30 protein-coding genes are annotated in these 23,955 nt (G+C 29.3%); 4 read left to right on the top strand and 26 right to left on the bottom strand.

Annotation, left to right across the window (positions count from 1 at the left end; all coding sequences use genetic code 11):
• Nucleotides 1-215: 215 nt before the first annotated feature.
• The 11 genes from JK634_RS08040 to JK634_RS08090 all read right to left on the bottom strand — a co-directional run bounded on the left by JK634_RS08040 (nt 216) and on the right by JK634_RS08090 (nt 7,495).
• The gene (locus tag JK634_RS08040; RefSeq protein WP_202767131.1) at nt 216-479 is read right to left on the bottom strand and encodes a zinc ribbon domain-containing protein; all 264 of its coding nucleotides are present in this window, start codon (nt 477-479) and stop codon (nt 216-218) included.
• Nucleotides 480-530: 51 nt separating this feature from the next.
• Complete coding sequence (locus JK634_RS08045; protein ID WP_202767132.1) at nt 531-782, bottom strand: kinase to dihydroxyacetone kinase; 252 nt, start codon at nt 780-782, stop codon at nt 531-533.
• A 177-nt stretch (nt 783-959) separates the two neighbouring features.
• Complete coding sequence (locus JK634_RS08050) at nt 960-1,379, bottom strand: arsenate reductase ArsC (protein WP_202767133.1); 420 nt, start codon at nt 1,377-1,379, stop codon at nt 960-962.
• A 37-nt stretch (nt 1,380-1,416) separates the two neighbouring features.
• Nucleotides 1,417-1,638 (bottom strand): DUF4177 domain-containing protein, encoded by a 222-nt coding sequence (locus JK634_RS08055; protein WP_202767134.1) that lies wholly within the window; start codon nt 1,636-1,638, stop codon nt 1,417-1,419.
• A gap of 104 nt (nt 1,639-1,742) precedes the next feature.
• On the bottom strand, nt 1,743-3,488 hold the full coding sequence (arsA, locus tag JK634_RS08060) for an arsenical pump-driving ATPase (RefSeq protein WP_202767135.1): 1,746 nt from the start codon (nt 3,486-3,488) through the stop codon (nt 1,743-1,745).
• A gap of 21 nt (nt 3,489-3,509) precedes the next feature.
• Nucleotides 3,510-3,896, bottom strand: a complete 387-nt coding sequence (gene arsD / locus JK634_RS08065; protein ID WP_202767136.1) for an arsenite efflux transporter metallochaperone ArsD — start codon at nt 3,894-3,896, stop codon at nt 3,510-3,512.
• 28 nt (nt 3,897-3,924) lie between these two features.
• Entirely contained in the window at nt 3,925-4,254 is a 330-nt protein-coding gene (locus JK634_RS08070; protein WP_202767137.1) for an ArsR/SmtB family transcription factor, read from the bottom strand.
• A gap of 236 nt (nt 4,255-4,490) precedes the next feature.
• On the bottom strand, nt 4,491-4,991 hold the full coding sequence (locus JK634_RS08075) for a GNAT family N-acetyltransferase (protein ID WP_202767138.1): 501 nt from the start codon (nt 4,989-4,991) through the stop codon (nt 4,491-4,493).
• Nucleotides 4,992-5,029: 38 nt separating this feature from the next.
• On the bottom strand, nt 5,030-5,884 hold the full coding sequence (locus JK634_RS08080) for an isocitrate lyase/PEP mutase family protein (RefSeq protein ID WP_202767139.1): 855 nt from the start codon (nt 5,882-5,884) through the stop codon (nt 5,030-5,032).
• A 163-nt stretch (nt 5,885-6,047) separates the two neighbouring features.
• Entirely contained in the window at nt 6,048-7,103 is a 1,056-nt protein-coding gene (gene arsB / locus JK634_RS08085; RefSeq protein WP_202767140.1) for an ACR3 family arsenite efflux transporter, read from the bottom strand.
• Between the two features lie 11 nt (nt 7,104-7,114).
• Entirely contained in the window at nt 7,115-7,495 is a 381-nt protein-coding gene (locus tag JK634_RS08090; RefSeq protein ID WP_202767141.1) for an ArsR/SmtB family transcription factor, read from the bottom strand.
• Nucleotides 7,496-7,852: 357 nt separating this feature from the next.
• Here JK634_RS08090 and JK634_RS08095 point away from each other — a divergent pair, with 357 nt between their 5' ends.
• Entirely contained in the window at nt 7,853-8,314 is a 462-nt protein-coding gene (locus JK634_RS08095) for a peptidylprolyl isomerase (protein WP_243425601.1), read from the top strand.
• A 29-nt stretch (nt 8,315-8,343) separates the two neighbouring features.
• Here JK634_RS08095 and JK634_RS08100 read toward each other — a convergent pair whose 3' ends face one another.
• Genes JK634_RS08100 through JK634_RS08115 form a run of 4 tightly spaced genes read right to left on the bottom strand, consistent with a single transcriptional unit; the run spans nt 8,344 to nt 12,775 of the window.
• On the bottom strand, nt 8,344-9,726 hold the full coding sequence (locus JK634_RS08100; protein WP_202767143.1) for a HAMP domain-containing sensor histidine kinase: 1,383 nt from the start codon (nt 9,724-9,726) through the stop codon (nt 8,344-8,346).
• Complete coding sequence (locus tag JK634_RS08105; protein ID WP_202767144.1) at nt 9,716-10,402, bottom strand: response regulator transcription factor; 687 nt, start codon at nt 10,400-10,402, stop codon at nt 9,716-9,718. The genes JK634_RS08100 and JK634_RS08105 overlap by 11 nt, the downstream gene beginning before the upstream one ends.
• Before the next feature lie 14 nt (nt 10,403-10,416).
• Entirely contained in the window at nt 10,417-11,331 is a 915-nt protein-coding gene (locus JK634_RS08110; protein ID WP_202767145.1) for a glycosyltransferase family 2 protein, read from the bottom strand.
• 13 nt (nt 11,332-11,344) lie between these two features.
• On the bottom strand, nt 11,345-12,775 hold the full coding sequence (locus JK634_RS08115) for a glycosyltransferase family 39 protein (RefSeq protein ID WP_202767146.1): 1,431 nt from the start codon (nt 12,773-12,775) through the stop codon (nt 11,345-11,347).
• A gap of 330 nt (nt 12,776-13,105) precedes the next feature.
• On the opposite strand from JK634_RS08115, the gene JK634_RS08120 reads away from it, so the two are divergent.
• Nucleotides 13,106-14,680 carry a ClC family H(+)/Cl(-) exchange transporter gene (locus JK634_RS08120; RefSeq protein ID WP_202767147.1) on the top strand — a complete coding sequence of 525 codons (1,575 nt, stop codon included), beginning with the start codon at nt 13,106-13,108 and terminating at the stop codon, nt 14,678-14,680.
• 109 nt (nt 14,681-14,789) lie between these two features.
• Here the strand turns inward: JK634_RS08120 and JK634_RS08125 are convergent, their stop codons facing one another.
• Together JK634_RS08125 and JK634_RS08130 are read right to left on the bottom strand one after the other, a co-directional pair.
• Entirely contained in the window at nt 14,790-16,118 is a 1,329-nt protein-coding gene (locus JK634_RS08125; protein WP_202767148.1) for a sensor histidine kinase, read from the bottom strand.
• A 26-nt stretch (nt 16,119-16,144) separates the two neighbouring features.
• On the bottom strand, nt 16,145-16,822 hold the full coding sequence (locus JK634_RS08130; protein ID WP_202767149.1) for a response regulator transcription factor: 678 nt from the start codon (nt 16,820-16,822) through the stop codon (nt 16,145-16,147).
• A 159-nt stretch (nt 16,823-16,981) separates the two neighbouring features.
• Here JK634_RS08130 and JK634_RS08135 point away from each other — a divergent pair, with 159 nt between their 5' ends.
• On the top strand, nt 16,982-17,476 hold the full coding sequence (locus JK634_RS08135; RefSeq protein WP_202767150.1) for a hypothetical protein: 495 nt from the start codon (nt 16,982-16,984) through the stop codon (nt 17,474-17,476).
• 114 nt (nt 17,477-17,590) lie between these two features.
• Here JK634_RS08135 and JK634_RS08140 read toward each other — a convergent pair whose 3' ends face one another.
• The 9 genes from JK634_RS08140 to JK634_RS08180 form a co-directional block, all read right to left on the bottom strand.
• Complete coding sequence (locus tag JK634_RS08140) at nt 17,591-17,947, bottom strand: NifB/NifX family molybdenum-iron cluster-binding protein (protein WP_202767151.1); 357 nt, start codon at nt 17,945-17,947, stop codon at nt 17,591-17,593.
• Between the two features lie 119 nt (nt 17,948-18,066).
• On the bottom strand, nt 18,067-19,182 hold the full coding sequence (locus tag JK634_RS08145) for a 4Fe-4S binding protein (protein ID WP_202767152.1): 1,116 nt from the start codon (nt 19,180-19,182) through the stop codon (nt 18,067-18,069).
• A gap of 335 nt (nt 19,183-19,517) precedes the next feature.
• On the bottom strand, nt 19,518-20,093 hold the full coding sequence (locus JK634_RS08150) for a class I SAM-dependent methyltransferase (RefSeq protein WP_202767153.1): 576 nt from the start codon (nt 20,091-20,093) through the stop codon (nt 19,518-19,520).
• 245 nt (nt 20,094-20,338) lie between these two features.
• Nucleotides 20,339-20,659: a thioredoxin gene (trxA, locus tag JK634_RS08155; protein WP_202767154.1), complete on the bottom strand. Its 321-nt coding sequence runs from the start codon at nt 20,657-20,659 to the stop codon at nt 20,339-20,341.
• A 30-nt stretch (nt 20,660-20,689) separates the two neighbouring features.
• A complete protein-coding gene (locus JK634_RS08160; RefSeq protein ID WP_202767155.1) occupies nt 20,690-20,995 on the bottom strand; it encodes a rhodanese-like domain-containing protein in 306 nt (101 codons plus the stop codon).
• A gap of 93 nt (nt 20,996-21,088) precedes the next feature.
• A complete protein-coding gene (locus JK634_RS08165) occupies nt 21,089-21,406 on the bottom strand; it encodes a rhodanese-like domain-containing protein (RefSeq protein ID WP_202767156.1) in 318 nt (105 codons plus the stop codon).
• A 22-nt stretch (nt 21,407-21,428) separates the two neighbouring features.
• Nucleotides 21,429-21,713, bottom strand: coding sequence for an ArsR/SmtB family transcription factor (locus JK634_RS08170; RefSeq protein WP_202767157.1), 285 nt, complete (start codon nt 21,711-21,713; stop codon nt 21,429-21,431).
• 244 nt (nt 21,714-21,957) lie between these two features.
• On the bottom strand, nt 21,958-22,644 hold the full coding sequence (locus JK634_RS08175) for a Crp/Fnr family transcriptional regulator (protein ID WP_420839042.1): 687 nt from the start codon (nt 22,642-22,644) through the stop codon (nt 21,958-21,960).
• 65 nt (nt 22,645-22,709) lie between these two features.
• Nucleotides 22,710-23,363 (bottom strand): 4Fe-4S binding protein, encoded by a 654-nt coding sequence (locus JK634_RS08180; protein WP_202767159.1) that lies wholly within the window; start codon nt 23,361-23,363, stop codon nt 22,710-22,712.
• Nucleotides 23,364-23,655: 292 nt separating this feature from the next.
• Here JK634_RS08180 and JK634_RS08185 point away from each other — a divergent pair, with 292 nt between their 5' ends.
• Entirely contained in the window at nt 23,656-23,943 is a 288-nt protein-coding gene (locus JK634_RS08185) for an ArsR/SmtB family transcription factor (protein WP_202767160.1), read from the top strand.
• Nucleotides 23,944-23,955: the final 12 nt, after the last annotated feature.

Here is a 23,955-nt window from a genome sequence, read left to right on the forward strand (position 1 = left end):
CTGTTATTATCCATTTGGATGCCTCCTTTTGTTTTTGAATTTGGCTGCGAACCTTAATTCTATTTTAACAAAAGGAGGTTTTTTTGCCTTCTCACCGCTAAAGCTTTTCCGAACACACTTGCATAGCAAGTGGTTTTAATTAGGACAATAAAAAACAATCCAATAAATTTAATTAATGGATTGTTCTTTATATTTTGTATTTAGTTATAAGTAGCTTATGCTTTTTTCCAACGTTTAAGTGTTGGTAGTAAAGCAGTCATTTCTTTTCTTGCCTCTTCTTCTCCTATTGCTTTTCCTAAAACAGGTACAATTAGCTCAATCATATCTTCCATCGACATTTTGGGATCAATAAATTTTCCGTCTTTATAGCAATTTGTGCAGTAAATACTTTTACTTCCATCTGGTTCTTTTCCTATGAAATGTTTGTGTTCTTCATTAAAAGGTAAACCACAGCTTTGACACATTGTTACTTCTGTCATCTTCCTCATTCCTTTCGTTATAACTTAATATTATACTAAATTAATTATAAATTAACCCTTTAGTCCATTTGCTTGTCTTTCCATATTTTCTATAACAATGTCATGAATATCGCCTAATGAAGCGCAATATTCAAGAACTTTCCATGGTGTATTGGTATGAAAATGTATCTTTACTAATTCTTCATCTCCAACTGCAAGTAAACAATCACCTTCAATGTTTTTAGTAATATATTCATTTATCTCATCTTCTGATAAATTTTCTCCTTCGATTAATAACTGTGTATCAAACTTATATTCAATCATAATTATTCTCCTTTAAAAGTAATTCTTTCTATATACTTTATTATATATATCTTTTTTCAGAATTTCCATATAATTTTATATAAAAAAGGTCGCAAACCATGCGACCTCTTACATATAATAAAGATTTAATAGAGAATGTTCTTAATCTTCATTCAAGAATCCTAATTAATTTTTAAACTAGTTTACTCCCTCAATCTCATTATTTAAAATTCTATTTTTTAAATCTTCAACTTTTTCTTTGATCGTTGTGGCTATCTTTATGAATTCTTCATCACTTTTGCCTGTTGGATCATCTAATCCCCAATCTTCAATATGCTTTGCTGGTAAGAATGGACAAACTACGTTGCATCCCATTTTCACTACAATATCAACTTCTGGAATGTCAGTTAATAATTTTGATCTATGATTTTCATTCATATCTACACCATATAGATCTTTTATTATTCTAACTGCATCTTGATTAATCTGATCCTTTAATTCTGTTCCAGCTGAGTATGATTCAAATACATCCCCTGCAAACAATTTTCCTAATGCTTCTGCCATCTGTGATCTACAAGAATTGTGTACACATATAAAGGCAACTTTTGGTTTATTCATAAAAATAACACACCTTCCTAATTTAATTACTTTTCATCTAGTTGTTCTTATTTTGCTTATGAGAAGCCTTCTTAAATACAATTGAATTATCATTAAGCTTAGATGGTTTTCCTAGTGAAGTAATTGGTTTTTGTACAATCCCTACGAGTTCCCATCCCTCTTCACCATATTTATTTAACTCTTCTTCTAATGATAAATCACTATCTAAACTAATAAATTTATCTACTGTAAATACTTTATACTTCCATTCAGTATCCATTAGTTCACCTCTTTATTAATTATTTGTGAGATTAAGGTCCCCAAAAACTGTTCTTATCTCTATTAAACAATTAATATTTTGTCCTTATCCTTTATTTATTATTTTCAGTCTAGTATATTTAAAAGTTCTTTTCCTTTTACATCTTCAGCCTTCCATTCAATAACTGCAAAATTACCGCTTGATATTTCGTTCACTTTATTAATCCATTGAATTTCATTACTTGCCTTTGCTTTTAGAATTTTATTTGTGGTATTTGTTGCATATAAACTTGAGTTAATAACCCACCACTTACTATTAATACCTGCACGTTTTAGATCTTCGTCTAATCTTAAAGCTTCATAAACTGGTGTTGTTTCAGCTAATGTCACTATAACAACCTCTGTTTCATCTGAATTTTTAAGCTTAGGTAATAGCTTAATAACAGATTCTGGTATATCACCTTGAGAACGCTGTATTTCTTTATTATAGCTTTGAGTTGAATCTAGTAAAAGTAGCGTATGGCCTGTTGGTGCAGTATCAATTACAACTATTTCATTTTCTGACTTTTCAACTATTTCTGCAAAAGCTCTAAATACAGCAATTTCCTGAGTACAAGGAGATCTTAAGTCTTCTTCTACATATTCTAAATCTTCTTCACTCATAGTTTCTCTTGCCTTGCTTAATACTTCTTCTCTATATTTTTCTAACTCTTTCTTCTCATCTATATTACTTATAGTTATACCATAACTTTCATCTAAAACAAATTTTAAATGTGCAGCTGGATCAGTAGTTGTAAGATGCACTTTTTCACCTTTTTCTGTTAAGCCTAATGCAATAGTTGCTGCTATTGTGGTTTTACCTACTCCACCTTTTCCCATTGTAAATATAACTTTTTTATTAGAATTATATAAATCATCAATGACAGCTTTTAATCTTGGAATCTTATCAACACTTAATTTTTCTTCACTTTGCTTTATATTATCTTTTTTTAAAAAAGCTCTTACATTTTCAAGGCCTGTTATATTATATGGCCTTAATGGTATTTCAAAGGTTTTTAGATTAGTTAAATACTTAGGCATTTCTTTTAAGGCCTTTTGTTGCTTTTCATATAATGCAGTCGATAACTTGTCATCATGATTTTGAAGTACACCATTAATAATTAATATCTGATTATTAACTCCTATTTCTTGCAACTCTTTGGATGCTCTCTCTGCTTCTTTTAATGGAGAGGCTTCAGGCCTTGATACTAAAATCAATGTTGTTAAATCTTTATTTGCTAATGCCTTTACTGCATTCTTATAAATTTCTTTTCTATCTTCTAAACCTGCTAATTGTCCAAGACATGAAGCTCCATGCTTACTATCTCTTATAAAGTTACTCCAGGCTGATGGTAGTTGTAGCATTCTAAGGGTATGACCTGTAGGTGCTGTATCGAATATTACATAATCAAAATCCTTTTGAATCTTTTCATCTGTGATAAAATTGGAAAACTCATTAAATGCTGCTATTTCAACTGTGCAGGAACCTGAAAGCTGTTCTTCCATATTATTTATTACTACATCAGGAAGCTTTCCTCTATATGGTCCTACAACACTCTCTCTATATTCTTTTGCTGCATCTTCAGGATTGAAGTTTGCAACAACAAGATTCGGTACTTCCTTTATTTGAGTTCCCTTATTATTAAGCTCAGTATTAAAAACATCCTGTAAATTAGACGCTGGATCTGTACTTACAAGCATTATTCTTTTTCCTTGATCTGCTAAGGTCATAGCTGTAGCACAAGCAGTTGAAGTTTTTCCAACCCCACCTTTTCCGGTAAAGAATAAATATTTAGTTAATTCTAACTCATTTAGATTAAATAGCTTAGCCATATTTACACATCCCTTCGCTAATTAGCAGCATCCACCCTTGCAACCGCAGCTCTTAGGTTTAACATTAAGTGTGGCTTTTTTTATTGCAACTTTAAGATAATCTTCTGGTATATCTAAAAGAGCACAGAATTCTTCATTTGTTGGATATCCTTTTGTTTTAACTACTTTGTTATCAACTAGAATTACTGGAAGGATATCTACTCCATCACTATTTAATAATTCATTTATAATTTTATTGTCTACAAAAGCCTGAGGATTACTTGTTAGATTATATCTTTCAACCATAACTCCATTACTCTTTAAGTTATTTAATACAGTTGCCACTCTTAAAAGTTCTGGATCTACTCCTGGACCACAAACTCCTGTTGAGCAACACATTGCTGGATCAAAAATAATCATTTTTTTCATAAGACACAACTCCTTTAAACTTTAAATTTTACTTTTCACACTTTTCTTTTTTAGTAATACTTTTGCATATACAATCATCTGTTTCAGTAACAATGTTCATTAAATACAATATAAGCTTATTTGCCTTTGTATTATCAAGTGCATAATGACTCCATAATCCTTCTTTTCTACATTTAACAAGACCACACTCAATTAAAACCTTCATATGATGTGATAATGTAGGTTGAGTAAATTCAAAGTTCTCTAATATATCACAAGCACATTTCTCTCCGCAAGAAAGGATATCCAGAATTTCCAATCTATTGGGGTCTGATAAGGCTTTAAATATTTTTGCATTTATTTCATAATTTTTATCCATTAAATCACCTCTTATATAGATAACTATCTATATATTAATCATAGACATTCATCTATATAGTGTCAATAAGTCTTATATATATTTAACATTTATTAACACAATATATATATGCACATCAATATTATATTCAGCTCTTCTTTATTTGTTTCTGCATATATAACAATAAAATCTCTAGAATTTATAAAAAGTATATAAGAAGGACTTCTTATATACTTTCATAATCATCTATATATTATTTAATTATATTTCTCTAATGCACTTCGTCTTTCCATCATAATTGTGTTTCTCCACTTTCCATTTCTATCTTTTCCTACTTTTTCTCTATATCCAACCTCTCTAAATCCACATTTCTTATGTAGATTTATACTTGCCTCATTTTCCTCCATAATACCTGATTGAATTGTCCAGTATTCATGATCTTCTGACTCAACTATCAAGCTTGAAAGCAATTTTGAACCTACTCCTTTTCCTTTGTAATTATTATCTATATATATGCTTAATTCTCCTACCCCTGCATATACGCATCTACTTGAAACTGCAGATAAGGCAGCCCAACCAATAACTTTTTCTCCTTCTAATGCAACCAAACGACAACTCTTAACGTGTCCTTTATCCCATTCATCATATGATGGACACTCCGTTTGAAAGGTTGATATATTTGTGTCCATACCTTGCTGATATATTCTTGCTACACCTTCCCAGTCTTGCTTTACCATGTTTCTAATTTTCACTTCCATAATGCTTCCTCCCCAATTTAACCTTTAAACTTTTTTTGCTATTTCTTTATTCCTAAAATATCGTCCAGTACATTTAAATCCGATAATAAAGAATTTTCTCTAATTGTCCCTAAAAAAGAACCTGTGTTTTTTACTTGAATAAGGTTTTTAGTCATTGAACCTATTGAATTAAGAATCATAAATGTCGGCAAGCTTACTCTAGCTATTCCTAAATCTATGCAATCATTTATTGAGAACTCTTGTATATTATAAGGAAGACCTGCCGCAATGCTTATAGGCCCGTCTATTTCCTTAGCAAGAAGTTTTATTTCATCAAGAGTTTTTACATATGCTACAAAACAAATATCTGCTCCAGCTTCTAAATATTTATTAGCTCTTTCTATTGCAACTTTAATAGCTTCTTCCCTTTTATCATAAGCCTTTAAAGCATCTGTTCGTGCATTTAATATAAAATCATTTTTATTAAGTTCTTTTTTTATCCTCTTAACCGTGTCTATCTTCTCAAACATTACACTTTCATTATAAATTTTTAAAGTTTTCCCTTGAGTTTGATGATTTAAATCTTCTATGTTTATTCCTGATACCCCAGCATCTATAAATTCTTTTATTGTATTAATAAAGTATTCGCCATCACCATAACCATCTTCCCCATCTGCTATAACTGGTATATTTACTGCATCAACAATTTCCTTTGTAATTTTTAAATTCCTCTTTAAATCAATATCATCTTCACTCATATAGCCTTTTGAAATAGAAAAACTATATCCTGAACATTGAACCGCTGGGAATCCCGCATACTCAATAATTTTTGCTGAAATACCATCATAGGCATCTGGCATTATAATTGTTTTTCCTGAATTTAATAGTTCTTTTAAAACTCTATCTCTATCCATTTTACACCTCATTCTAGACTAAAGTTTTGTATACTAGTTCTTAAAATTGCGTCAGTATTCATATCTATTATTTTAACACAAATCCATGATATGGAAATGAATTATATATAAAAAGACACACCCTCAATATTTTGAGAATGTGCCTTTCTGCTTTTAATATTAATTATACTTCTTTCTTTAATCCAAAATATTTTCTTCCCCAATAAAGAGCTACATTTACAAGTCCAATCATTACCGGAACTTCTACTAGTGGTCCTATTACAGCTGTAAAAGCTTCTTTTGATTCTATACCAAAGACTGCAACTGCTACTGCTATAGCAAGTTCAAAGTTATTGCTGGCTGCAGTAAATGATAAAGTTGTTGTTCTCTTATAGTCTACACCTGATTTATAACTAATAAAGAAAGAAACTGAAAACATTATTGCAAAATAAATCATAAGTGGTATTGCAATTCTTACAACATCTAAAGGTAGTTCTACAATATATTTCCCTTTGTATGTGAACATTACTATGATTGTAAATAGTAATGCAATTAAAGCTAATGGGCTTATTTTAGGAACAAACTTTTTAGTGTACCATTCCTTACCCATTTTAGGCTCTAAGAAAAGTCTTGTTAACATACCAAGTGCAAATGGTATTCCAAGATAAATTGCTACTGAAGATGCCACTTCTCCCATTGAAATATCTACTTTATAACCAGTTAAACCTATCCATGTAGGTAAAACTGTAATAAATATATAGGAATATATCGAATAAAATATCACCTGAAATATTGAATTAAATGCTACAAGAGCAGCTGCATATTCTGTATCTCCATCAGCTAAGCTATTCCAAACAATAACCATTGCAATACATCTCGCAAGCCCTATTAATATTAAGCCTGTCATATATGCAGGATATCCCTTTAAAAAGACTACTGCTAGAACAAACATTAGTATTGGTCCTATAATCCAGTTCTGTACTATTGATAATCCTAGAACTTTAGGATTTCTAAACACTTTTCCTAGTTCTTTATAGTTTACTTTTGCAAGTGGTGGATACATCATAACAATTAATCCTATTGCTATTGGAATAGATGTAGTACCAACTGATAACTTAGATAATCCTTCTGATAAACTAGGCACACCCCAACCTAAAAGAATACCTATTGCCATAGCAAGAAATATCCATAACGTTAAATAACGATCTAACCACGATAATCTTGATGATTTATTACTCATTTAAATCACTCCTATTTTGTATAAATATTAAAGTCAACTTTCCCTTCTTTTAAGTCATCACAACTTAAACCGCTCTCTCTATACTTCTTAAGTCTTTTATAATCATCATTACACTTATTCATCTTAGTTGCATGTGTTCTCATAATTTCACTTATAAAAGGATATTCCTTTATTATTTCTTCATTTATTCTGTAGTACACGTACTTAGTAACTTTATAGTAATCTAATATTTTAGCATTAGTTAGCTTATTTAAGTGTCTTGAAGCATTTGATTGGTTTATATTTAGTATAACTTCAATCTCACAAACACAGAGTTCTTCGTCTTTAAGAATATTTAATATTCTTATACGTGTCTCATCTGATAATGCTTTCATCACTTGTACTAAATCCATTCTTTCACCTCTAATATGATTATATTCGTTTTTAATCATATGATAATTGTGCTTAATTTGCAACCTCTATTTTTATTATTTAGCATAAATTTAACAATTCTATTTAAACTACAATATTGTTGAATTTATTTTTAATATTTGGTAACATTACATAATACTACTATACTTTTTCTGGAGGATTAAAATATGAAAAGCAAAGGTTTAATAAAAAAGGTTTTACTACTTTCCTGTGCGGCTTTAGTTATTACTTTAAGTGGCTGTACAAAAGCACCAAGTGACACTGCTAATACTTCTTCAAAATCAAATAGTGATTATAAAAGTAAGTACAGTGGTAAAAAGCCTATTGTAACTATAGAAATGGAAGATGGTTCTAAGATTAAAGCAGAACTTTATCCTGATGTTGCACCTAAAACTGTAGATAATTTTGTAGACTTAATTCAAAAGAACTTCTATGACGGAATAATTTTTCATAGAGTAATTCCTGACTTTATGATTCAAGGGGGAGACCCAACTGGTACTGGTACTGGTGGATCAGATAAGACTATTCCTGGAGAATTTAGTGAAAATGGCTTCAAGAATGACTTAAAGCATACAAGAGGGGTTCTTTCAATGGCAAGAACTAATGATCCAGACTCTGCAAGTTCTCAATTCTTTATTATGGTAAAGGATGCTCCAAGTCTTGATGGGAAGTATGCTGCTTTTGGTAAAGTAACTGAAGGTATGGACGTTGCAGATAAAATCGTTAGTGTAAAAAGAAATTCTCAAGATAAGCCACTTACTGACCAAAAAATGAAAAAAGTTACTGTTGAAATACAATAATCTTAAAAAGAGCTGCTTTATTGCAGCTCTTAACTTTTTAACAAAACTATATGGACTCCTAAAGTTTCCTTTCGTTCATCACATTCAACAAAAACTTTTCCTCCGTGAAGATTAACTATGCTTTTTACTATAGGCAGCCCTAAGCCTGAACCTTCAACTTTTAAGTTCCTTGAAGCATCTCCTCTATAAAATCTCTCAAATATTTTATTTACTTTATCTTTCTCTAATTCTCTATATTCATTTGTTACTATAAATTCTACTTCACTAGGCGATTCTTTAATTTCTATATTTACTTCACTACCCTTTTTGCTGTACTTTATCGCATTGGTAAATATATTTTGAAATACTCTAGCTATCTTATCTCCATCAATATTTAGTATAATCTCCTCTTCAGAGAAATCCCTTATAAAATCTATATTGGCATTTTTACTCTCTAGCTCAAGTTCTCCTAAACATTGCCCTATTATTTCTACTACATTTATTTCACTTTTATTAAGCTTAATGTCCTTACTTTCTAGTTTTGAATATTCAAATAAATCATCTATCAAGCTTTTTAATCTCTTTGCATTATCTAAAGATATGTTTGAATATTTATTTATATCTTCATCTTGAGTACTTTTTTTATTTATAAGCTCTAAATAACCTAGTAATGATGTAAGAGGAGTTCTTAAATCATGGGATATATTTGTTATTAATTCATACTTTTGTTTTTCTTCTTCCTGCTCTTTTTCTCTCATCTGCTTAAGATTTTTGGACATATTATTTATTTCCTTAGCTAATACATTTAACTCATCTCTTCCTTTTTCATTAATGGTATAACCTAAATCTCCTGATGATAATATTTCTACCTCTTTTGCTATTTTCCCTATATATCTTGCTTTCCTATTTATAAGTAAATATATTATAGCTATCATTAAAATAATTGGTGCTACAAGAAACCATATATAATACTCACTAGATTTTATAGTTGTATTTTTCCATACATATAAATAACATTTTTCATTATCAACTTTTACTTCATATACTCTGTAAAAAACTGATTTTTCATCTTTAAATGGATGGCTTAAATCTATATATGAAAAAGGGATATAATTTTTATTTCCTGTTTTACTTACATTACTAGATTTTAAAATGATCTGCCCATCGTTATCTGTTATAGCCATATTAAAGTTGTTAAGCTTAGCTACTTCGTCTAAATATTCTTCACACGAATCACTCTTTCTAGTAACAAATCTACTACTTTCAACATAGGCCTCATTTGCTTTGTTTACTAAGGTTTCTGGATATTCACCCTTGTCATTTTCTATAAAAATCACTGTTGCTACTATTGTAACTAAAAGTGCTAGGATATTTATAATCAAAAGACTTCTACTTAAGCTTCCAAATAATATTTTCTTTATTCTATTTATCAAATTTATACCCAACTCCCCATACTAATTTTATAAATTCAGGATTCTTAGGGTTTATTTCTATTTTCTCTCTTATATTTTTAATATGTGAAGCTACGATATTGCTGGCATTAAAATAAGGTTCATCCCAAACATTTTCATATATTTGTCTATTGCTTAATACTCGTCCCCTATTTTCTATTAGTAAATCTAATATATTAAACTCTATTGGTGTTAACCTTACAAATTCTCCATCTACATAAACTTCTCTTGAATCCTTATTTATTTCTAGATTATCTATAATTAAATTCTTAGAATCACTTTTACCTGAAAATTCTATATATCTTCTTAGTTGTGATTTTACCCTTGCCATAAGCTCTATTGGATTAAATGGCTTTGTTACATAGTCATCAGCTCCCACGTTTAACCCTAATATCTTGTCACAATCCTCTGATTTTGCTGATAGTAAAATTATAGGCAGCTTTTTCTTCTCTCTTATTTTTAAGCAAGCTTTTATTCCATCAAGTTTAGGCATCATTATGTCAAGTATAATTAAGTCTATATCATTATCATTAAGTTTATTTATTGCATCTATTCCATCCTCAGCTAAAACAACCTTATATCCTTCATTTATAAGATAAATTTCTATTAATTCTCTTATTTCATTATTATCATCAACTACTAAAATAGTACTACTCAATACTTATCACCCTTCTAAAAGTTTATTTTTTCCTTTACTACATATAAAGGTCTATCCTTACTTTCTTCATATATTCTAGACACATATAATCCTATAATCCCTAAGGAAATTACTTGAATTCCTATAAAAAATGCTACCATAGAAAATAGAATTAACGTATGATCAGAATTATTTATTAATCCGTATATTAAAAGCACGCTTGAGATAAATTCTATGATAATTCCCAATTTTATTATAAACTTTATAGGTTTAGTTGAAAATGATATTATTCCATCTTCTGCTAATTTAATCATTTTTTTCAGTGAATACTTAGTATATCCATTTAGTCTTTTATCCCTTTCGAATTCTACATAAGTTTGTTTAAATCCAATCCAGGACACCATTCCCCGTATAAATCTGTTTTTCTCTGGCATATTCTTTAAATATTCTACTACTGCTCTATCCATGAGCCTAAAATCCCCTGTGTTTCTTGGTATATTTATATCTGACATATAGCCTAGAAACTTATAAAAATACTTTGCTGTTATAAGCTTAAAGAAGCTTTCTCCTTTTCTTTCAGTTCTTTTACCATAGACCACATCATATCCTTGTTCCCATTTTTCTATCATTTTAATTATAAGTTCTGGTGGATCTTGAAGATCTCCATCTATTACAACAACAGCGTCCCCTTTTGCATTATTTATTCCTGCTGTAATAGCTATTTGATGTCCAAAGTTTCTTGAAAAATCTATCACCTTGCAATTTTTATCTATATTGCATACCTCTTTTAACTTCTCTAAGGTTTTATCTTTAGAACCGTCATTAATAAATATCATTTCATAATTTAACTTATTATTTTCTACCACCTGCTTCACTCTTCTATAACATTCATGAATTAAATTTTCTTCTGAATACATAGGTATTACTATTGATATTAATTTATCTTTCATACTTTTTCTCCTTCTATATTTTTTCTTTAAAGGCCGTTAATGGCAATATAATAAATAACCAACTTACTATAAAGGAATATCTATCTTGTGATTCTGTTATCATATACAAAAGCCCATAGCCACAATAGATTATATAAAGTAGGTTTATAATTGAATTCTTTAAATATTGCTGCCTATTATATAAACCCTTATAAGTAAGTACCATCATTATTAAATAAAATAATTGTCTATACGCTTGCCCATAATTATTTAAATCTATGGTTATATCTTTAGGTTCGATATCTCTCTCACTCCAATATATCCCTCCAAAATCTCCTTCACTCCACTGAAAAGTGTACTTTCTTCCTAAAAAATATAGTAGTTTTGCAGGTGAAGTTTCTGTATATCTTTCTTTTACTAGTTCCTTTGATGCATGTTCTGTTTCATAATAGTTTCCATTGAAAGCTGCTGCTACTTCTGCATCTTCTTCATTCCACCTACCAAACGTAGTCATATTAGTTCCCTTTAATATTGATGTCCAAGGAGTTTCACTCCCATGCCATAAATTATATTCTGTGATTCCATTCATCTTTAAAGTCGCATTAACTGTTATGAGTGGAATAATAAATGCTATTAGAATATACGCTATTGCTACTGTCTTATATTTAAAGGATTTCTTAATATAAACTAAGGTATATAATATAAAGGCAATAACCATAACCGGTGCTACCATTCTAAAGAAATTACCTATTGATAAGATTAGTCCAGCTAATAATAAATACTCCTTAGGTTTTTTGTCTTTTATAACTAAAATAAATAGATATACACTTCCTAAGTAAAAAGATATTGCTATATTCTCTGTACAATAGGCTGCTGTATAAATTATTGTGGCTGGATATATGGCTGCTAAATACATTCCCCATATTGTTTTTTTCTCTTCCTTAAATATTTCTTTTGAAATCTTATAGCATATAAATACCCCAATAGTTGAACTTATAACATTAATTAGTTTAAGAGTTAATAATGGAACGGGCGAAATAAGTCTTATTAGTGCAAAATAAAGTACTGGTATAGTTAAATGTGGAAATCTTGCATAGTAATTAAAGCCTTTAAATATAGAATATTCTCCATTTAATACGAGCTCACTTCTTTCATACATACCTGCAAAGTCTGATACAGGTACACTATTTATTGAAAGTACCCAAGCAAGTCTTATTAAGAAAGCATAAATCATTATTCCAATTAATATTCTCCTGGTACTAAATCCTTTTTTTATTGCAATAAGTAATGCTATGGTAGTTATGCTGAATAAGGCTACAAATTCCATGTTTAGTGATTTATAATACTCAACATAACGTATATATAAGCCACAAGTTACAAAAACCACTAATAGTAACAATACTTTTAGACACTTATTTATAAAGATTGATAATCCTTTCTTCACTTCATCACCTCTTATTTCCATGATAGCTAGTAAATTTCAAGAAACTATTTGAAAAATAATGGAGATTCTATGAAGAATTCTTAAAAATACTCTATTAATTACATTTCCAGCTTTTAAATAAAAAAATAAGTTCAGACACTAATCCAAGCCTATTTCTTATGATTTTAAACACTATTTATTTAATATATACTGAATAAAATAGATTCAGTTTGAATTAAATAGTTTTATACGTTTACTTCATATTCAATTCGCCTTCAAGAACACGTTATATACTAACTTTTTTTGATTTTGTATGTTTATAGTCATATAATGAGAGAGGTCTTTTATTATAAAATACGGAGTTGAATATATATGGCAAATAAAAACAAGCATACTATACACCACGTTCTATCACATTGGCATAATGTAAAATTAAAGCTAATGCTAGAGGGAATCATTGTTGGTATTTTTACTGGGTTATTGATTGTCTTTTATCGGCTTACCCTTGAAAAAGCAGAAGAATTAAGAAATAAATTTTTAGAATTGCAAGCTTCAAACCACTTGATGATTATTGTGGGATTTTTAGGTTTAATTATTGGCGCTCTTATTGTTGGCAGACTAGTTGTTAGTGAACCTTTAATAAGTGGTAGTGGAATACCTCAAGTTGAAGCTATATTAAAAGGAAAACTTAAAATGAATTGGCTTCCTATAATTATTAAGAAATTTATTGGTGGCGTTATATCTATCGGAGCTGGTTTATCTTTAGGAAGAGAAGGTCCATCAATTCAATTAGGTGCTGCTGTTGGACAAGGTGTTGGGAAAGTATTTAAAAGAATGAAAATAGAGGAAAAGTATCTTATTACAAGTGGAGCAAGTGCTGGTCTTGCAGCAGCCTTTAATGCTCCTCTCGCTGGAGTAATGTTTGCTCTTGAAGAAGTTCACAAGCATTTTTCTCCTTTAGTATTGCTTTCTGCGATGTCAGCCTCATTAACTGCTGATGTTGTTTCTAAGCATTTCTTTGGACTTAACCCAGTATTTAATTTTAATCATATTAATCCTCTACCAATTAATGCTTATGGATATATTATTGTTTTAGGAATCATAGTTGGATTGTTTGGTGTTTTCTATAATTATGTACTTTTAAAAACTTTAAAAATATATGATAATCAAAAATGGGTTTCAAAGAAGTTCAACCTTTTATTACCTTTCATTATTTCAGGTATATTAGGATTATTTTTACCAGAAGTACTTGGTAGTGGTCATTCAATTATAAATTCATTAATTTCTGGGAGTTTTACTTTTAAATTAATCCTAATTATTTTAGTAGTAAAATTTTTATATTCCATGATAAGTTTTGGTTCAGGTGCTCCAGGCGGAATATTTTTTCCTCTTTTAGTTTTAGGTGCTATAACTGGAAGTATATATGTACATATATTAATTCAATTTTTTAACTTAAATCCAGAATATATGAATAACTTTATTATCTTAGCCATGGCTGGATATTTTGCTGCAATTGTAAGAGCTCCTATTACTGGAAGTATCTTGATAACTGAAATGACAGGTTCTCTAACTCATTTATTATCTTTAAGCATAGTTTCATTAGTAGCCTATATTATTGCAGATTTATTAAGATCTGAACCTGTATATGAATCTCTTTTAGATAGATTATTAAGAGGTAATAATTTAACTACATCATCAGAAAATACTAAAAATAAACTCATTCTTGAAATACCTGTATTTGTAGATTCTGAAATGGATGGTAAACCTATAAGAGAATTAAGCTTACCAGATAACTGTCTACTGGTTGCAATTAAGAGAGGGGAAAATGAAATAATTCCAAGAGGCGATACTATTATTTACTCTGGTGATTACCTAAATGTTTTAGTTGATGAAAATATGGCTTCTTTAGTAAATGATAATTTAATGGATAAGTGTGGACAATATTAACCAGTTTCTATATAAGCTTAACAATTTGGCTAAGCTTTTCGAAAAAGCACGTATAATCAAGGTTTAACCAAACAAAAATAGCAGTTAGATTTTAACTGCTATTTTTTATTTATCTATTATTTTTAAAAGGAATTATAAAATAAAACTCAGTATGCTTCCCCTTTTCACTTATAACCCCATATTCAAAATTATGAAGTTTTAATATTTCACTGCATATAGCTAGCCCTAGTCCCATTCCTCCGCTTTTTCTACTTTTATAATATCTTTCCCATATGCCGTCTGCATACTTTTCATCAATTCCTTCTCCATTGTCTTTTACCGATACTCTTATGCCCTGCTCTTCGTCTATTGCACTTAGCTCTATAACCCCACCATCGTTGCTAAACTTTATTGCATTATCAATAAAATTATAAATTACCCTATATAAATAATTACTATCTGCAAAAATATCTGCATCCTTATTTAACAGATTAATTTTTAATATAAGATTTTTATTTTCCAGCTGGATTCTAAATGAATTTTGAAAATCAAGTAAAAATTCATTTAGGTTGAAGTTTTCCTTTTTTAATATATCTGTTCCTCCCTGCAACTTTGAAAGCTGTAATATATCTATTACAAGAAGGTTTAATCTATCCACTTCTTTAATTATGTCTTTTAAATACTTCTTTCTATGCTCTTCTTCTAAAATATCATCGTATATAGCTTCACTATAATTTCTTATTACACTTAAAGGTGTTTTAAAGTCGTGTGATACATTTGCAATAAAATCTCGTTGCATAACATTTTTCTTTTCTATTGAATCTGCCATTATTTTAAGACTATTAGATAACTCTTGTATTTCATCCTTTGTATCAACATCAACATCAATATCAAAATTACCTTGAGTTATGTCTAATGATGCTTTTTGAAGTTTAATAATAGGTCTGGTAATTCTTTTCCCTATCATAGATACAAGAGGTATTGAAATAATTAGTGCAACTAAAAATATAACAGATAGAATTATATATGTAGATCTCATATACTCAGCTGAAAATTTATTGTTTTGTAGAATAATTATATCTCCCAAATTAGTACTGTTTTTATAATATAAGAACTCTTGATTCATTTGATTTTTATATTTTCCCTTTTCCTTTAATGCTTCAATACCAGTATTTTTTATGACAGACATCATTCCCATTTTTGATGCGGAAAGTGTAGTTATTTCTCCATCTTTAACAAGGATTGCACTAGATACTTGATACTCTGATATTATATCTGAGTACTGAGTTCCAGACTTTAGTGCTTCATATATTTTATCTGAAGCAGTTTTAAGTTCTGAATACTGCATATTAACATAAAAGTATGATAAAAAAATACTGCTAGATAAAAAACAAAATATAATTACCAAAACTATCATTCCAATGAAGTACTTTATGAGCCTTAATGTTAATTTCCCCATAATTTCACCTCCAATTTTTCTACAGTTTATTCTTCAATCTTAAGCTGTAATTTATATCCCACACCCCATACTGTTTTTATATGTTTATTACAGTATTTAATCTTTTCTCTCAAGTTCTTTATATGAGTGTCCACAGTTCTGGTATCTCCCATAAAATCATAAGACCAAACTTTTTGTAAAAGTTGCTCTCTTTTAAATACCTGCTCTGGATTTTTACATAGAAACATTAAAAGGTCAAATTCCTTTGGGGTAAGAGTTAGTTCATTTCCATTTTCAGTCACTATTCTTTTTTCCTCTGAAATACTCATATTTTCAAATTTAAATTCTTCTTGTACTTCAGTAGTATTTTTTTTGATTCTGAGACCTACCCTAAGTATTAGCTCCTTCATACTGATTGGCTTAACCATATAGTCAACGGCCCCAAGCTCTAATCCAAATATCCTATCTTCTTCTTCTCCCCTAGCTGTAGTTATAATTACTGGAGTGTCACCTTTATTTTTAATTTTCCTTAAGAGTGACCAGCCATCTTTTTCTGGCATCATAATATCTAAAATTATAATATCGTATTCATTGTCATCTATAGCTTCTTCACCTTTTGCCCCATCAGTGGCAACCACTACATCATATCCTTCATTTTTCAAATAAAGCATCATGACTTCAGCTAGTTTTTTTTCATCCTCAATTATAAGAATTTTTCCCTTCATCTTAAGATACCCCCTTTGTAGGTTTGTTTCTAGTACTATTCTATAACTTTCACAATTCTATCACAATTATCTCATAATTTAATCAATATATAAAATTATTATATAAATATAGACAGTAGTAATTGTGAAAATTAAATTTAATTAAAAGGAGTGTTTTTTATGAAAATCAAAAACATCGTATTATCTCTAGCAATTGTATCTGTAATTGGAGTTGGTACAACGGCGTATGCTGCTACATCTAGTTCAGCATCTGAAAGTAATCTAACCAATCAAACCTGTTCTGGGGTTGGCTTAGGTAGGGTTACAAATATGCGTGGATATGATATCTTAACCAATCTTTTGAAAAGCAAAGGTGCAACAGATGAGGAAATTTCTTCATCATTAAATTCAGGCAAATCTCTCTATGATCTTTTGAAAGAAAAGGGCGTAACTGATGAACAAATCAAAGAGTACATGGTAAATGAAAAAACAAAAGGCATAGACGAAGCTGTTGCTAGCGGTAAATTTACTAAAATGCAAGGAGAGGAATTAAAAGAAGATATCAAAGAAAATTCTGCAAACTGCACTACTCCTGGTCAAGGAAATAGCAATATGAGAGGCATGGAGAATAGAGGAAATAGTGCCGGAGGAAGAATGGGAATGCATCGTTCATAAATTAAAAGGGACTGTAACATGATTTGTGTATATACAAATCTGTTGCAGTCCCTATAATACTCTCCATACTATACATGGATGAGAGTTTTTTTATTCGTCTTCTTATCATAAGTTTTAATGATGATGATGCTCCCCATGATGATTACAAACTACATCTTTATCCTCTAAAGTTCTGTTAATGTATTCTTCAACCACCTTCAGATACTCTCCTGAAGCCCCCTTTACTACCTGAAGACCATTCTGCTGTAAACCAGCAATTGCTCCTGCGCCGATTCCTCCTGTAATAACTACATTTGTACCATGCCTTACAAGTAAATCTGCCAATCCTTGATGCTGATGTGTAAGTTCTGCAGAAGAAATTTCTTGAACTTGTAAAACTTTGTTATCTTCTACTGTTATAATTACAAAGCTCTTACTCATTCCAAAGTGTTGATTCACCACATCTCCATTATTAGGTATTGCTATTTTCATATTATATTACCTCCACTTTATTATTGTCATATGCTATTTATATTATATGATAGCAATAAGTTACTGTCAAATGCCAATAACAAAAAATATTAGTCAATCTCAATCTTTATATACATTTTTTATTCTTTTAACTTTTCCTTAGCTACTTCAACTTCAAATCCATCTACAAAGTTTTTTACATCTTTTAATTTAGTATCTTCTCGAATTGAATTAGGAATTTCTAGTTTTTTGTATACTTCTTCTAATTCAATTTTAGTTCCAATTGATACTTCTTTTATAGTCATATATCCCTTAATATCATCAATATTTAATTTAGACTCTTCTGTTATTTTCTGTGGTAAAACTTGAAAAATGCCAATACTTTTACTTATAAATACCCCTGTAAAAAACAATCCTATTACAAGTATAATTACAGTTAAAGTTTTTAATTTCTTCTTTCCAGTCTTATATTCTAATGCATCCTTTTTAGGACATGAGATCACGCACCTTTGACAACTAATACATTCTGCTGAGGTTACTTCTTTAACATTTGCTACCTTTATATTCATTGGACAGCTTTTACTACATAATCCACAATTTACACAAGCATCTTCGTTTCTAACAATTTTTGATGGGCTAATTTTCGAAATAATTCCATACACTGCTCCCATGGGGCAAAGGTATTTACAAAAGAATCTGTCATATAGCATAGATCCTACTAAAACAATAACTAACATTATAGTCCCTACTAAGTATTCAGTGGTTAAACTTGTGATTCCAGCACTAATATGTCCATATGCTGCCCATGGGTCATAAGGATCTACCCATAACCCTGTAGTTTGCCATGCGAAGTATAGAGTTCCCAGAAATACAACATATTTTAAATATCTTAAAGGTTTATCAATTTGGGGATGAATAATAAATCTTTTGTGAAAGATTTTCTTGCCAATTATTCCAAAAAACTCTTGAAGAGTTCCAAAAGGACAAATAATACCACAGAAGCTTCTTCTAAATACTAAGGCTAAAATTAATGTTATTCCTAGAAGTATCATGGTGCCTGAGAATATCTTTTGTAAGAATGTCCCTGTAAACACCAAACTATATAGAGATTCTAGTGCGCCATATGGACATAATGCATGTATTGAAGGTGCTACCCCTCCACCTTGAACTTGATGTAAATAAGCCTCTCTCGTCACCATTATTAGAAAAAATCCTAAGAGCACCCATCTTAAATATTTTGTAAACTTCTTGTTCATGAAATTTCCCCCTATTCGATTTTATTTATATGGTTTCTTTATTAAAACTTACCTTATACCTGTTAAAAATAGCTCCTCCTTGTATTTTTTAGACATGTATAAGTTTATAATTGAAGTTAGAACCATATATCAATTCTATAGTGATAAATTGATATAACTTTGGGGGAATTGTGAACAATTTGTGAAAAGTAGTTTTAATTAATTTTCTTTTTAACATATCTATTTACAGTGGAAATGTTGTAATAGTAAATAAATAGTCTGCAGATTTTTTTCTACAGACTATTTATTGCAATTCATATTCAACTTAATCTATTTAAGAAGAAATTATAGGGAGTTTAATTCTTAACTGCAGTTATTCCATAAAAATTATCACCAATATCTATATTGGAGATATCCGAAAATCCACTCTTGGCTAATATATTTATCAATTCTAACTTATCTAGTCTGTGATCAACTGGAGGTCCAAATTCACTTTTGATTTTTTGCCAGTCTACAATTGCAATTTTCCCTTTAATGCTTATAATTTTTTTAACTTCTCCTAAAAATCTCTCAAGTTCTTCCGTCTCATGCAAAACATTAGCTATAAACGCAAATGTTATTTTACCTTCTTCTAATTTAAGATTGTTTTCTTCTGTCAAAATTGTTTCTATATTAAAAATATTATTTTCCTTTATCTTTATTTCAACCTCCTGAAGCATTTCAGACAAAATATCTAATGCAAATACTTTTCCATTCTTACCAACAATTTCAGCTGCAGGAATGCTAAAATATCCGATTCCACAACCTATATCCGCCACGATATCTCCTTCATGTAGTCCAAGACTCGTAAGAGTTTTTTCTGGTGGCAACATTTTTCTTCTTTCTTCATTATCTAGTTTATGCTTATTTTTCACATCAAATTTATGTGCCATTTTTTACTCCTTCTTTCTTTTAGTGAATGCTTATAAATTAACTTGCCCTTTTTCATAATACTCAATAAATGCAAAAATTCTAACTGGATTCATTAATGTTAATTATGGAATTATCGTTTTAACTATTCTGGAAATAAGTTATTTATACATACAAATAAGCTATGATATCAATTAGGAATAAGTTTACCTTAATAATCTTTAACCTATATCCTATGTTAATAGCATAGCTTATGACTCCACATAATTTACTTAGAAAAATACTCTAATTTGTCCTTTAGAACATTTTTGGGTTGAAATCCTACCATTTTTTCGGCAACTTCTCCATTTTTGAAGATGATTACTGTAGGTACAGCCATTACTTGATATTTTTGAGCTATATCACCACTTTTATCTACGTCAAGCTTAAATACTTTAACCTTTCCCTCCATTTCCTTCCCTAATTCTTCTACTATTGGTGCAAGCATTTTGCATGGTCCACACCATGTTGCAGAAAAATCTACTAATACTATATCTTTACTATTTAAAACCTCATTTTGAAATTCGTTACTATTTAATTCTCTAGCCATAATTTTACTCTCCTCCACTTTATTTTTTATTTATCTTTCTAAAGGTTTGATATAAGATCCTGTTCCACCTGAAACATTAATAACTTTAAACCCTTGCGATGCTAATTCTGTACAGGTTCTTGCACTTCTAGCACCTGATTGACATATTATGTGATACTCTTTTGTCTTATCAAGATATTTATCAGCATCTGATATAATGTTCCCCATTGGTACATTTTTAGCTGTCGGTACATGACCATTATTGTATTCATAGCATTCTCTTACATCTATTAAATTAATCTTTCCTAATTTACTATCTAAATCATGAACACTTATTGTATTAAAATTTGAAAACATATTTCCTCCTCCTAAAATTCTTATTATTAGTTTATCTATAAAAATTTTAACCTATAGATCTTTTTACTATTCAGTATATTTCTGTCTAGTTTTTTATCTTTTTAACCTTCCTTTATATCCTCCAGTACCACCAGCAACATTTATAACTTTATATCCCTTTGAGGCTAATGATCCACATGTTCTTGAACTTCTAGTTCCTGATTGACAAATTATATGGTATTCCTTTTCCTTGTCTAAATACTTTTCAGTATTCTCTATGATCTTATTCATAGGAATATTTCTAGCATTAGGAACATGACCATTTTTATATTCATATGGCTCTCTAACATCAATTATATTTATCTTTCCTAATCCATCAATTTCACTAACCTTTACAGAACTAAATTTTTTCTTAAAAAGAAATCCAAACATAATAATCCTCCTAATTCTTCAATTAAATTTCACAATAATTTTTTTTAAGTACTTCAATTAACTCTCCAATTTTTTCGTCTCTAATTGAATAAGTTATTGTTTGACCATTTTTATTTGAATCTAATATTCTATGTGCTTTTAATACTGAAAGATGTTGTGATAACGCAGACTGAGTCAAACTACTAATCCTTTGATGAAGTTCACTTACATTCATTGGTCTCTCAATTAAATGACAGACGATCATCAATCTGTTTTCATTAGCTAAGACCTTTAAAAGCTCTGCTATTTCTTTTGCATGCTCAATCATCTAAATTTCTCCTTTTTCTCACTTTTATCATTAATCAATTACTTTGTATTAATATATTAGTAAATTCTAATATACTAATATATTATGCAATTAAATATTTTTTGTCAAGACTCTTTGAAAAAATATTTATATAAATATGAAATTTAGAATTAAGTATGCCATACTAAACTTTCACAAATCCCTTACATTTCTATCGAACTTCCATTAATATATAAAAAACTGGTTAAGAAGTCATTATGACATCTTAACCAGTATATAAATTCATATCCTTAATTATTATTATCTTTCCTCTTTCAAGTCTTATAAAACCTCTCTTTTCAATGTTCTTCAAATTTCTGCTTACTACTTCCCTTGCTGAATTTAATTCAAAAGCCAGTTCACTATGGGTTGCATATATTATTTTGCTGTTTTTACTTTTTAAAAGCTTTATAAGTCTTGTTTCTAAGGATTCATGAATCATTTTTTCTTTATTTTTAATCACTTTACTTAATTTCTTATGTAAATCCTCATAAATATACAAAAGAAAATCTGAATCCTTCATTATATATTCTTTTACTATATCAATTGGTATAATGCATATTTCTGAATATTGAATACTCTTACCTGAAATATTTAATGATTCAAAATTAGATATACAGCTTAGAGCTTCATGGCAGAATTCCCCCTCCTCTATATTATATAAGTTAGTATGCCCTCCATTTTTATTTATTCTATTTATATTAATCATCCCTTTAAGAACAAATAAAATTCCATTACAGGCTCCCTCTTCAGCTCCTATATATTCATCTGCATATAGATTTTTAAAATAAGCATTTTCACTTATTATTCCATTATTATTTTTATCAAATTTCTCTAATACTGGGTATATTTTATATAAAAGATTTATGTTTTTTAATTTTGCATTTAATATTTCTCCATCATAACTCATCATACACCCTCCTCAGCTTTATTATTTAATCATTTTAAAAAAAATATAATTTAGTTTTTAATTTATAATTACGCAGCTACTTTTTCATATCCTATTGCTTTTTTAGGACATACTGCAACACACTTTCCACACTGTATACAATCAGGATGGCTTAATATATCACCTTTATAATCATAAGGAACTAAACCAATTGGACATTTCTTCTCACATATCTTACAAGAAACACATGATGAAGATACCTGAAGTACTTTTTTATTTTTTTTGAATTTTGATGTTATTGAAGCAAGAGTTCCCATTGGGCAAAAATTACACCATGTTCTGTGATTATATATTAATGACAGTGCCACTCCTATTATAGTAGTTATCACTATTAATCTATAAAATACCATTCCTATACCATAAAAATTACCCCAATTTTTAATTATTCCTGCAATAAATTGCATCATCATAATTGTCAATATTAAAGCTCTGAAGTAATACGATTTAAAAATTTTCGGTGGTTTTCGTATATTACTAAATTTAGAAACTACATTATCATAAAAATTTCCTCTAGGGCATAAATTTCCGCACCAGAATCTCCCCTTAAAAACAGATACTATTACAGGTGCTATCATGCATATACCTGCTAAAACCCCAATTCTCAAATCAAGCATACCAATCAATATAAATGCTACCAGCAACGTAAATGAATACTTTTTCCACAGTTTAAAGATTTTTTTCATTATGATTCCTCCAAGTTATTAAAATATTATTAAATAAATGCACTTGTTAAACAGTGCTTTTTTATTTTAATGAATATCTTTAATATTTTCTGTGACTTTGTCACATATGTGAAATCACTTTTCCTCTTTTTAGTTTTTTTCTTTGCTACTTCAATTCCTAACAATATATATCTATAAATAATTTAAAATCATTGTTAAAAATCAAACAAAAGAATATTGACTTATTAATCACTATATCTTAATATATGAATATAATAATTTATATAGTATACTTTAGAAAGTAGGAAACACTATGGATAAAGATTTTGATAAGTATAATGATGTTTCAGAAATGCTTAAAGTACTGTCTCATCCAGTAAGACTTTGCATTGTACGTGGGTTATTAGAACACGGTGCCTGTAATGTTACTTATATGCAAGATTGCTTGGACACACCTCAATCTACTATATCTCAACATCTACAAAAATTAAGAACTGCAGGTATTATAGAAGGCAGGAGAAACGGTCTTGAGATATTCTACAAAGTTTGTAATGAGCAAGTTGAAAATTTAATTAAACTATTTTTTGGTGAAAATAATTAATTTTGGAGGTAT

It is taken from the genome of Clostridium paridis (assembly GCF_016765615.1).
Taxonomy (GTDB): Bacteria; Bacillota; Clostridia; order Clostridiales; family Clostridiaceae; genus Clostridium_T; species Clostridium_T paridis.

What these genes read in the sequence shown, in the direction of transcription:
- JK634_RS08040 (WP_202767131.1), bottom strand. Translation starts at nt 479, where the DNA reads ATGACAGAAGTAACAATGTGTCAAAGCTGTGGTTTACCTTTTAATGAA.
- JK634_RS08075 (WP_202767138.1), bottom strand. Translation starts at nt 4,991, where the DNA reads ATGGAAGTGAAAATTAGAAACATGGTAAAGCAAGACTGGGAAGGTGTA.
- JK634_RS08045 (WP_202767132.1), bottom strand. Translation starts at nt 782, where the DNA reads ATGATTGAATATAAGTTTGATACACAGTTATTAATCGAAGGAGAAAAT.
- JK634_RS08080 (WP_202767139.1), bottom strand. Translation starts at nt 5,884, where the DNA reads ATGGATAGAGATAGAGTTTTAAAAGAACTATTAAATTCAGGAAAAACA.
- JK634_RS08125 (WP_202767148.1), bottom strand. Translation starts at nt 16,118, where the DNA reads ATGGGGAAATTAACATTAAGGCTCATAAAGTACTTCATTGGAATGATA.
- JK634_RS08130 (WP_202767149.1), bottom strand. Translation starts at nt 16,822, where the DNA reads ATGAAGGGAAAAATTCTTATAATTGAGGATGAAAAAAAACTAGCTGAA.
- JK634_RS08145 (WP_202767152.1), bottom strand. Translation starts at nt 19,182, where the DNA reads ATGAACAAGAAGTTTACAAAATATTTAAGATGGGTGCTCTTAGGATTT.
- JK634_RS08110 (WP_202767145.1), bottom strand. Translation starts at nt 11,331, where the DNA reads ATGAAAGATAAATTAATATCAATAGTAATACCTATGTATTCAGAAGAA.
- JK634_RS08050 (WP_202767133.1), bottom strand. Translation starts at nt 1,379, where the DNA reads ATGAATAAACCAAAAGTTGCCTTTATATGTGTACACAATTCTTGTAGA.
- JK634_RS08140 (WP_202767151.1), bottom strand. Translation starts at nt 17,947, where the DNA reads ATGAAAATAGCAATACCTAATAATGGAGATGTGGTGAATCAACACTTT.
- arsD (WP_202767136.1), bottom strand. Translation starts at nt 3,896, where the DNA reads ATGAAAAAAATGATTATTTTTGATCCAGCAATGTGTTGCTCAACAGGA.
- JK634_RS08170 (WP_202767157.1), bottom strand. Translation starts at nt 21,713, where the DNA reads ATGATTGAGCATGCAAAAGAAATAGCAGAGCTTTTAAAGGTCTTAGCT.
- JK634_RS08175 (WP_420839042.1), bottom strand. Translation starts at nt 22,644, where the DNA reads ATGATGAGTTATGATGGAGAAATATTAAATGCAAAATTAAAAAACATA.
- JK634_RS08150 (WP_202767153.1), bottom strand. Translation starts at nt 20,093, where the DNA reads ATGGCACATAAATTTGATGTGAAAAATAAGCATAAACTAGATAATGAA.
- JK634_RS08115 (WP_202767146.1), bottom strand. Translation starts at nt 12,775, where the DNA reads ATGGAAATAAGAGGTGATGAAGTGAAGAAAGGATTATCAATCTTTATA.
- JK634_RS08165 (WP_202767156.1), bottom strand. Translation starts at nt 21,406, where the DNA reads ATGTTTGGATTTCTTTTTAAGAAAAAATTTAGTTCTGTAAAGGTTAGT.
- JK634_RS08135 (WP_202767150.1), top strand. Translation starts at nt 16,982, where the DNA reads ATGAAAATCAAAAACATCGTATTATCTCTAGCAATTGTATCTGTAATT.
- JK634_RS08095 (WP_243425601.1), top strand. Translation starts at nt 7,853, where the DNA reads ATGGAAGATGGTTCTAAGATTAAAGCAGAACTTTATCCTGATGTTGCA.
- JK634_RS08090 (WP_202767141.1), bottom strand. Translation starts at nt 7,495, where the DNA reads ATGGATTTAGTACAAGTGATGAAAGCATTATCAGATGAGACACGTATA.
- arsB (WP_202767140.1), bottom strand. Translation starts at nt 7,103, where the DNA reads ATGAGTAATAAATCATCAAGATTATCGTGGTTAGATCGTTATTTAACG.
- JK634_RS08185 (WP_202767160.1), top strand. Translation starts at nt 23,656, where the DNA reads ATGGATAAAGATTTTGATAAGTATAATGATGTTTCAGAAATGCTTAAA.
- arsA (WP_202767135.1), bottom strand. Translation starts at nt 3,488, where the DNA reads ATGGCTAAGCTATTTAATCTAAATGAGTTAGAATTAACTAAATATTTA.
- JK634_RS08160 (WP_202767155.1), bottom strand. Translation starts at nt 20,995, where the DNA reads ATGTTTTCAAATTTTAATACAATAAGTGTTCATGATTTAGATAGTAAA.
- JK634_RS08070 (WP_202767137.1), bottom strand. Translation starts at nt 4,254, where the DNA reads ATGGATAAAAATTATGAAATAAATGCAAAAATATTTAAAGCCTTATCA.
- JK634_RS08120 (WP_202767147.1), top strand. Translation starts at nt 13,106, where the DNA reads ATGGCAAATAAAAACAAGCATACTATACACCACGTTCTATCACATTGG.
- trxA (WP_202767154.1), bottom strand. Translation starts at nt 20,659, where the DNA reads ATGGCTAGAGAATTAAATAGTAACGAATTTCAAAATGAGGTTTTAAAT.
- JK634_RS08180 (WP_202767159.1), bottom strand. Translation starts at nt 23,363, where the DNA reads ATGAAAAAAATCTTTAAACTGTGGAAAAAGTATTCATTTACGTTGCTG.
- JK634_RS08055 (WP_202767134.1), bottom strand. Translation starts at nt 1,638, where the DNA reads ATGGATACTGAATGGAAGTATAAAGTATTTACAGTAGATAAATTTATT.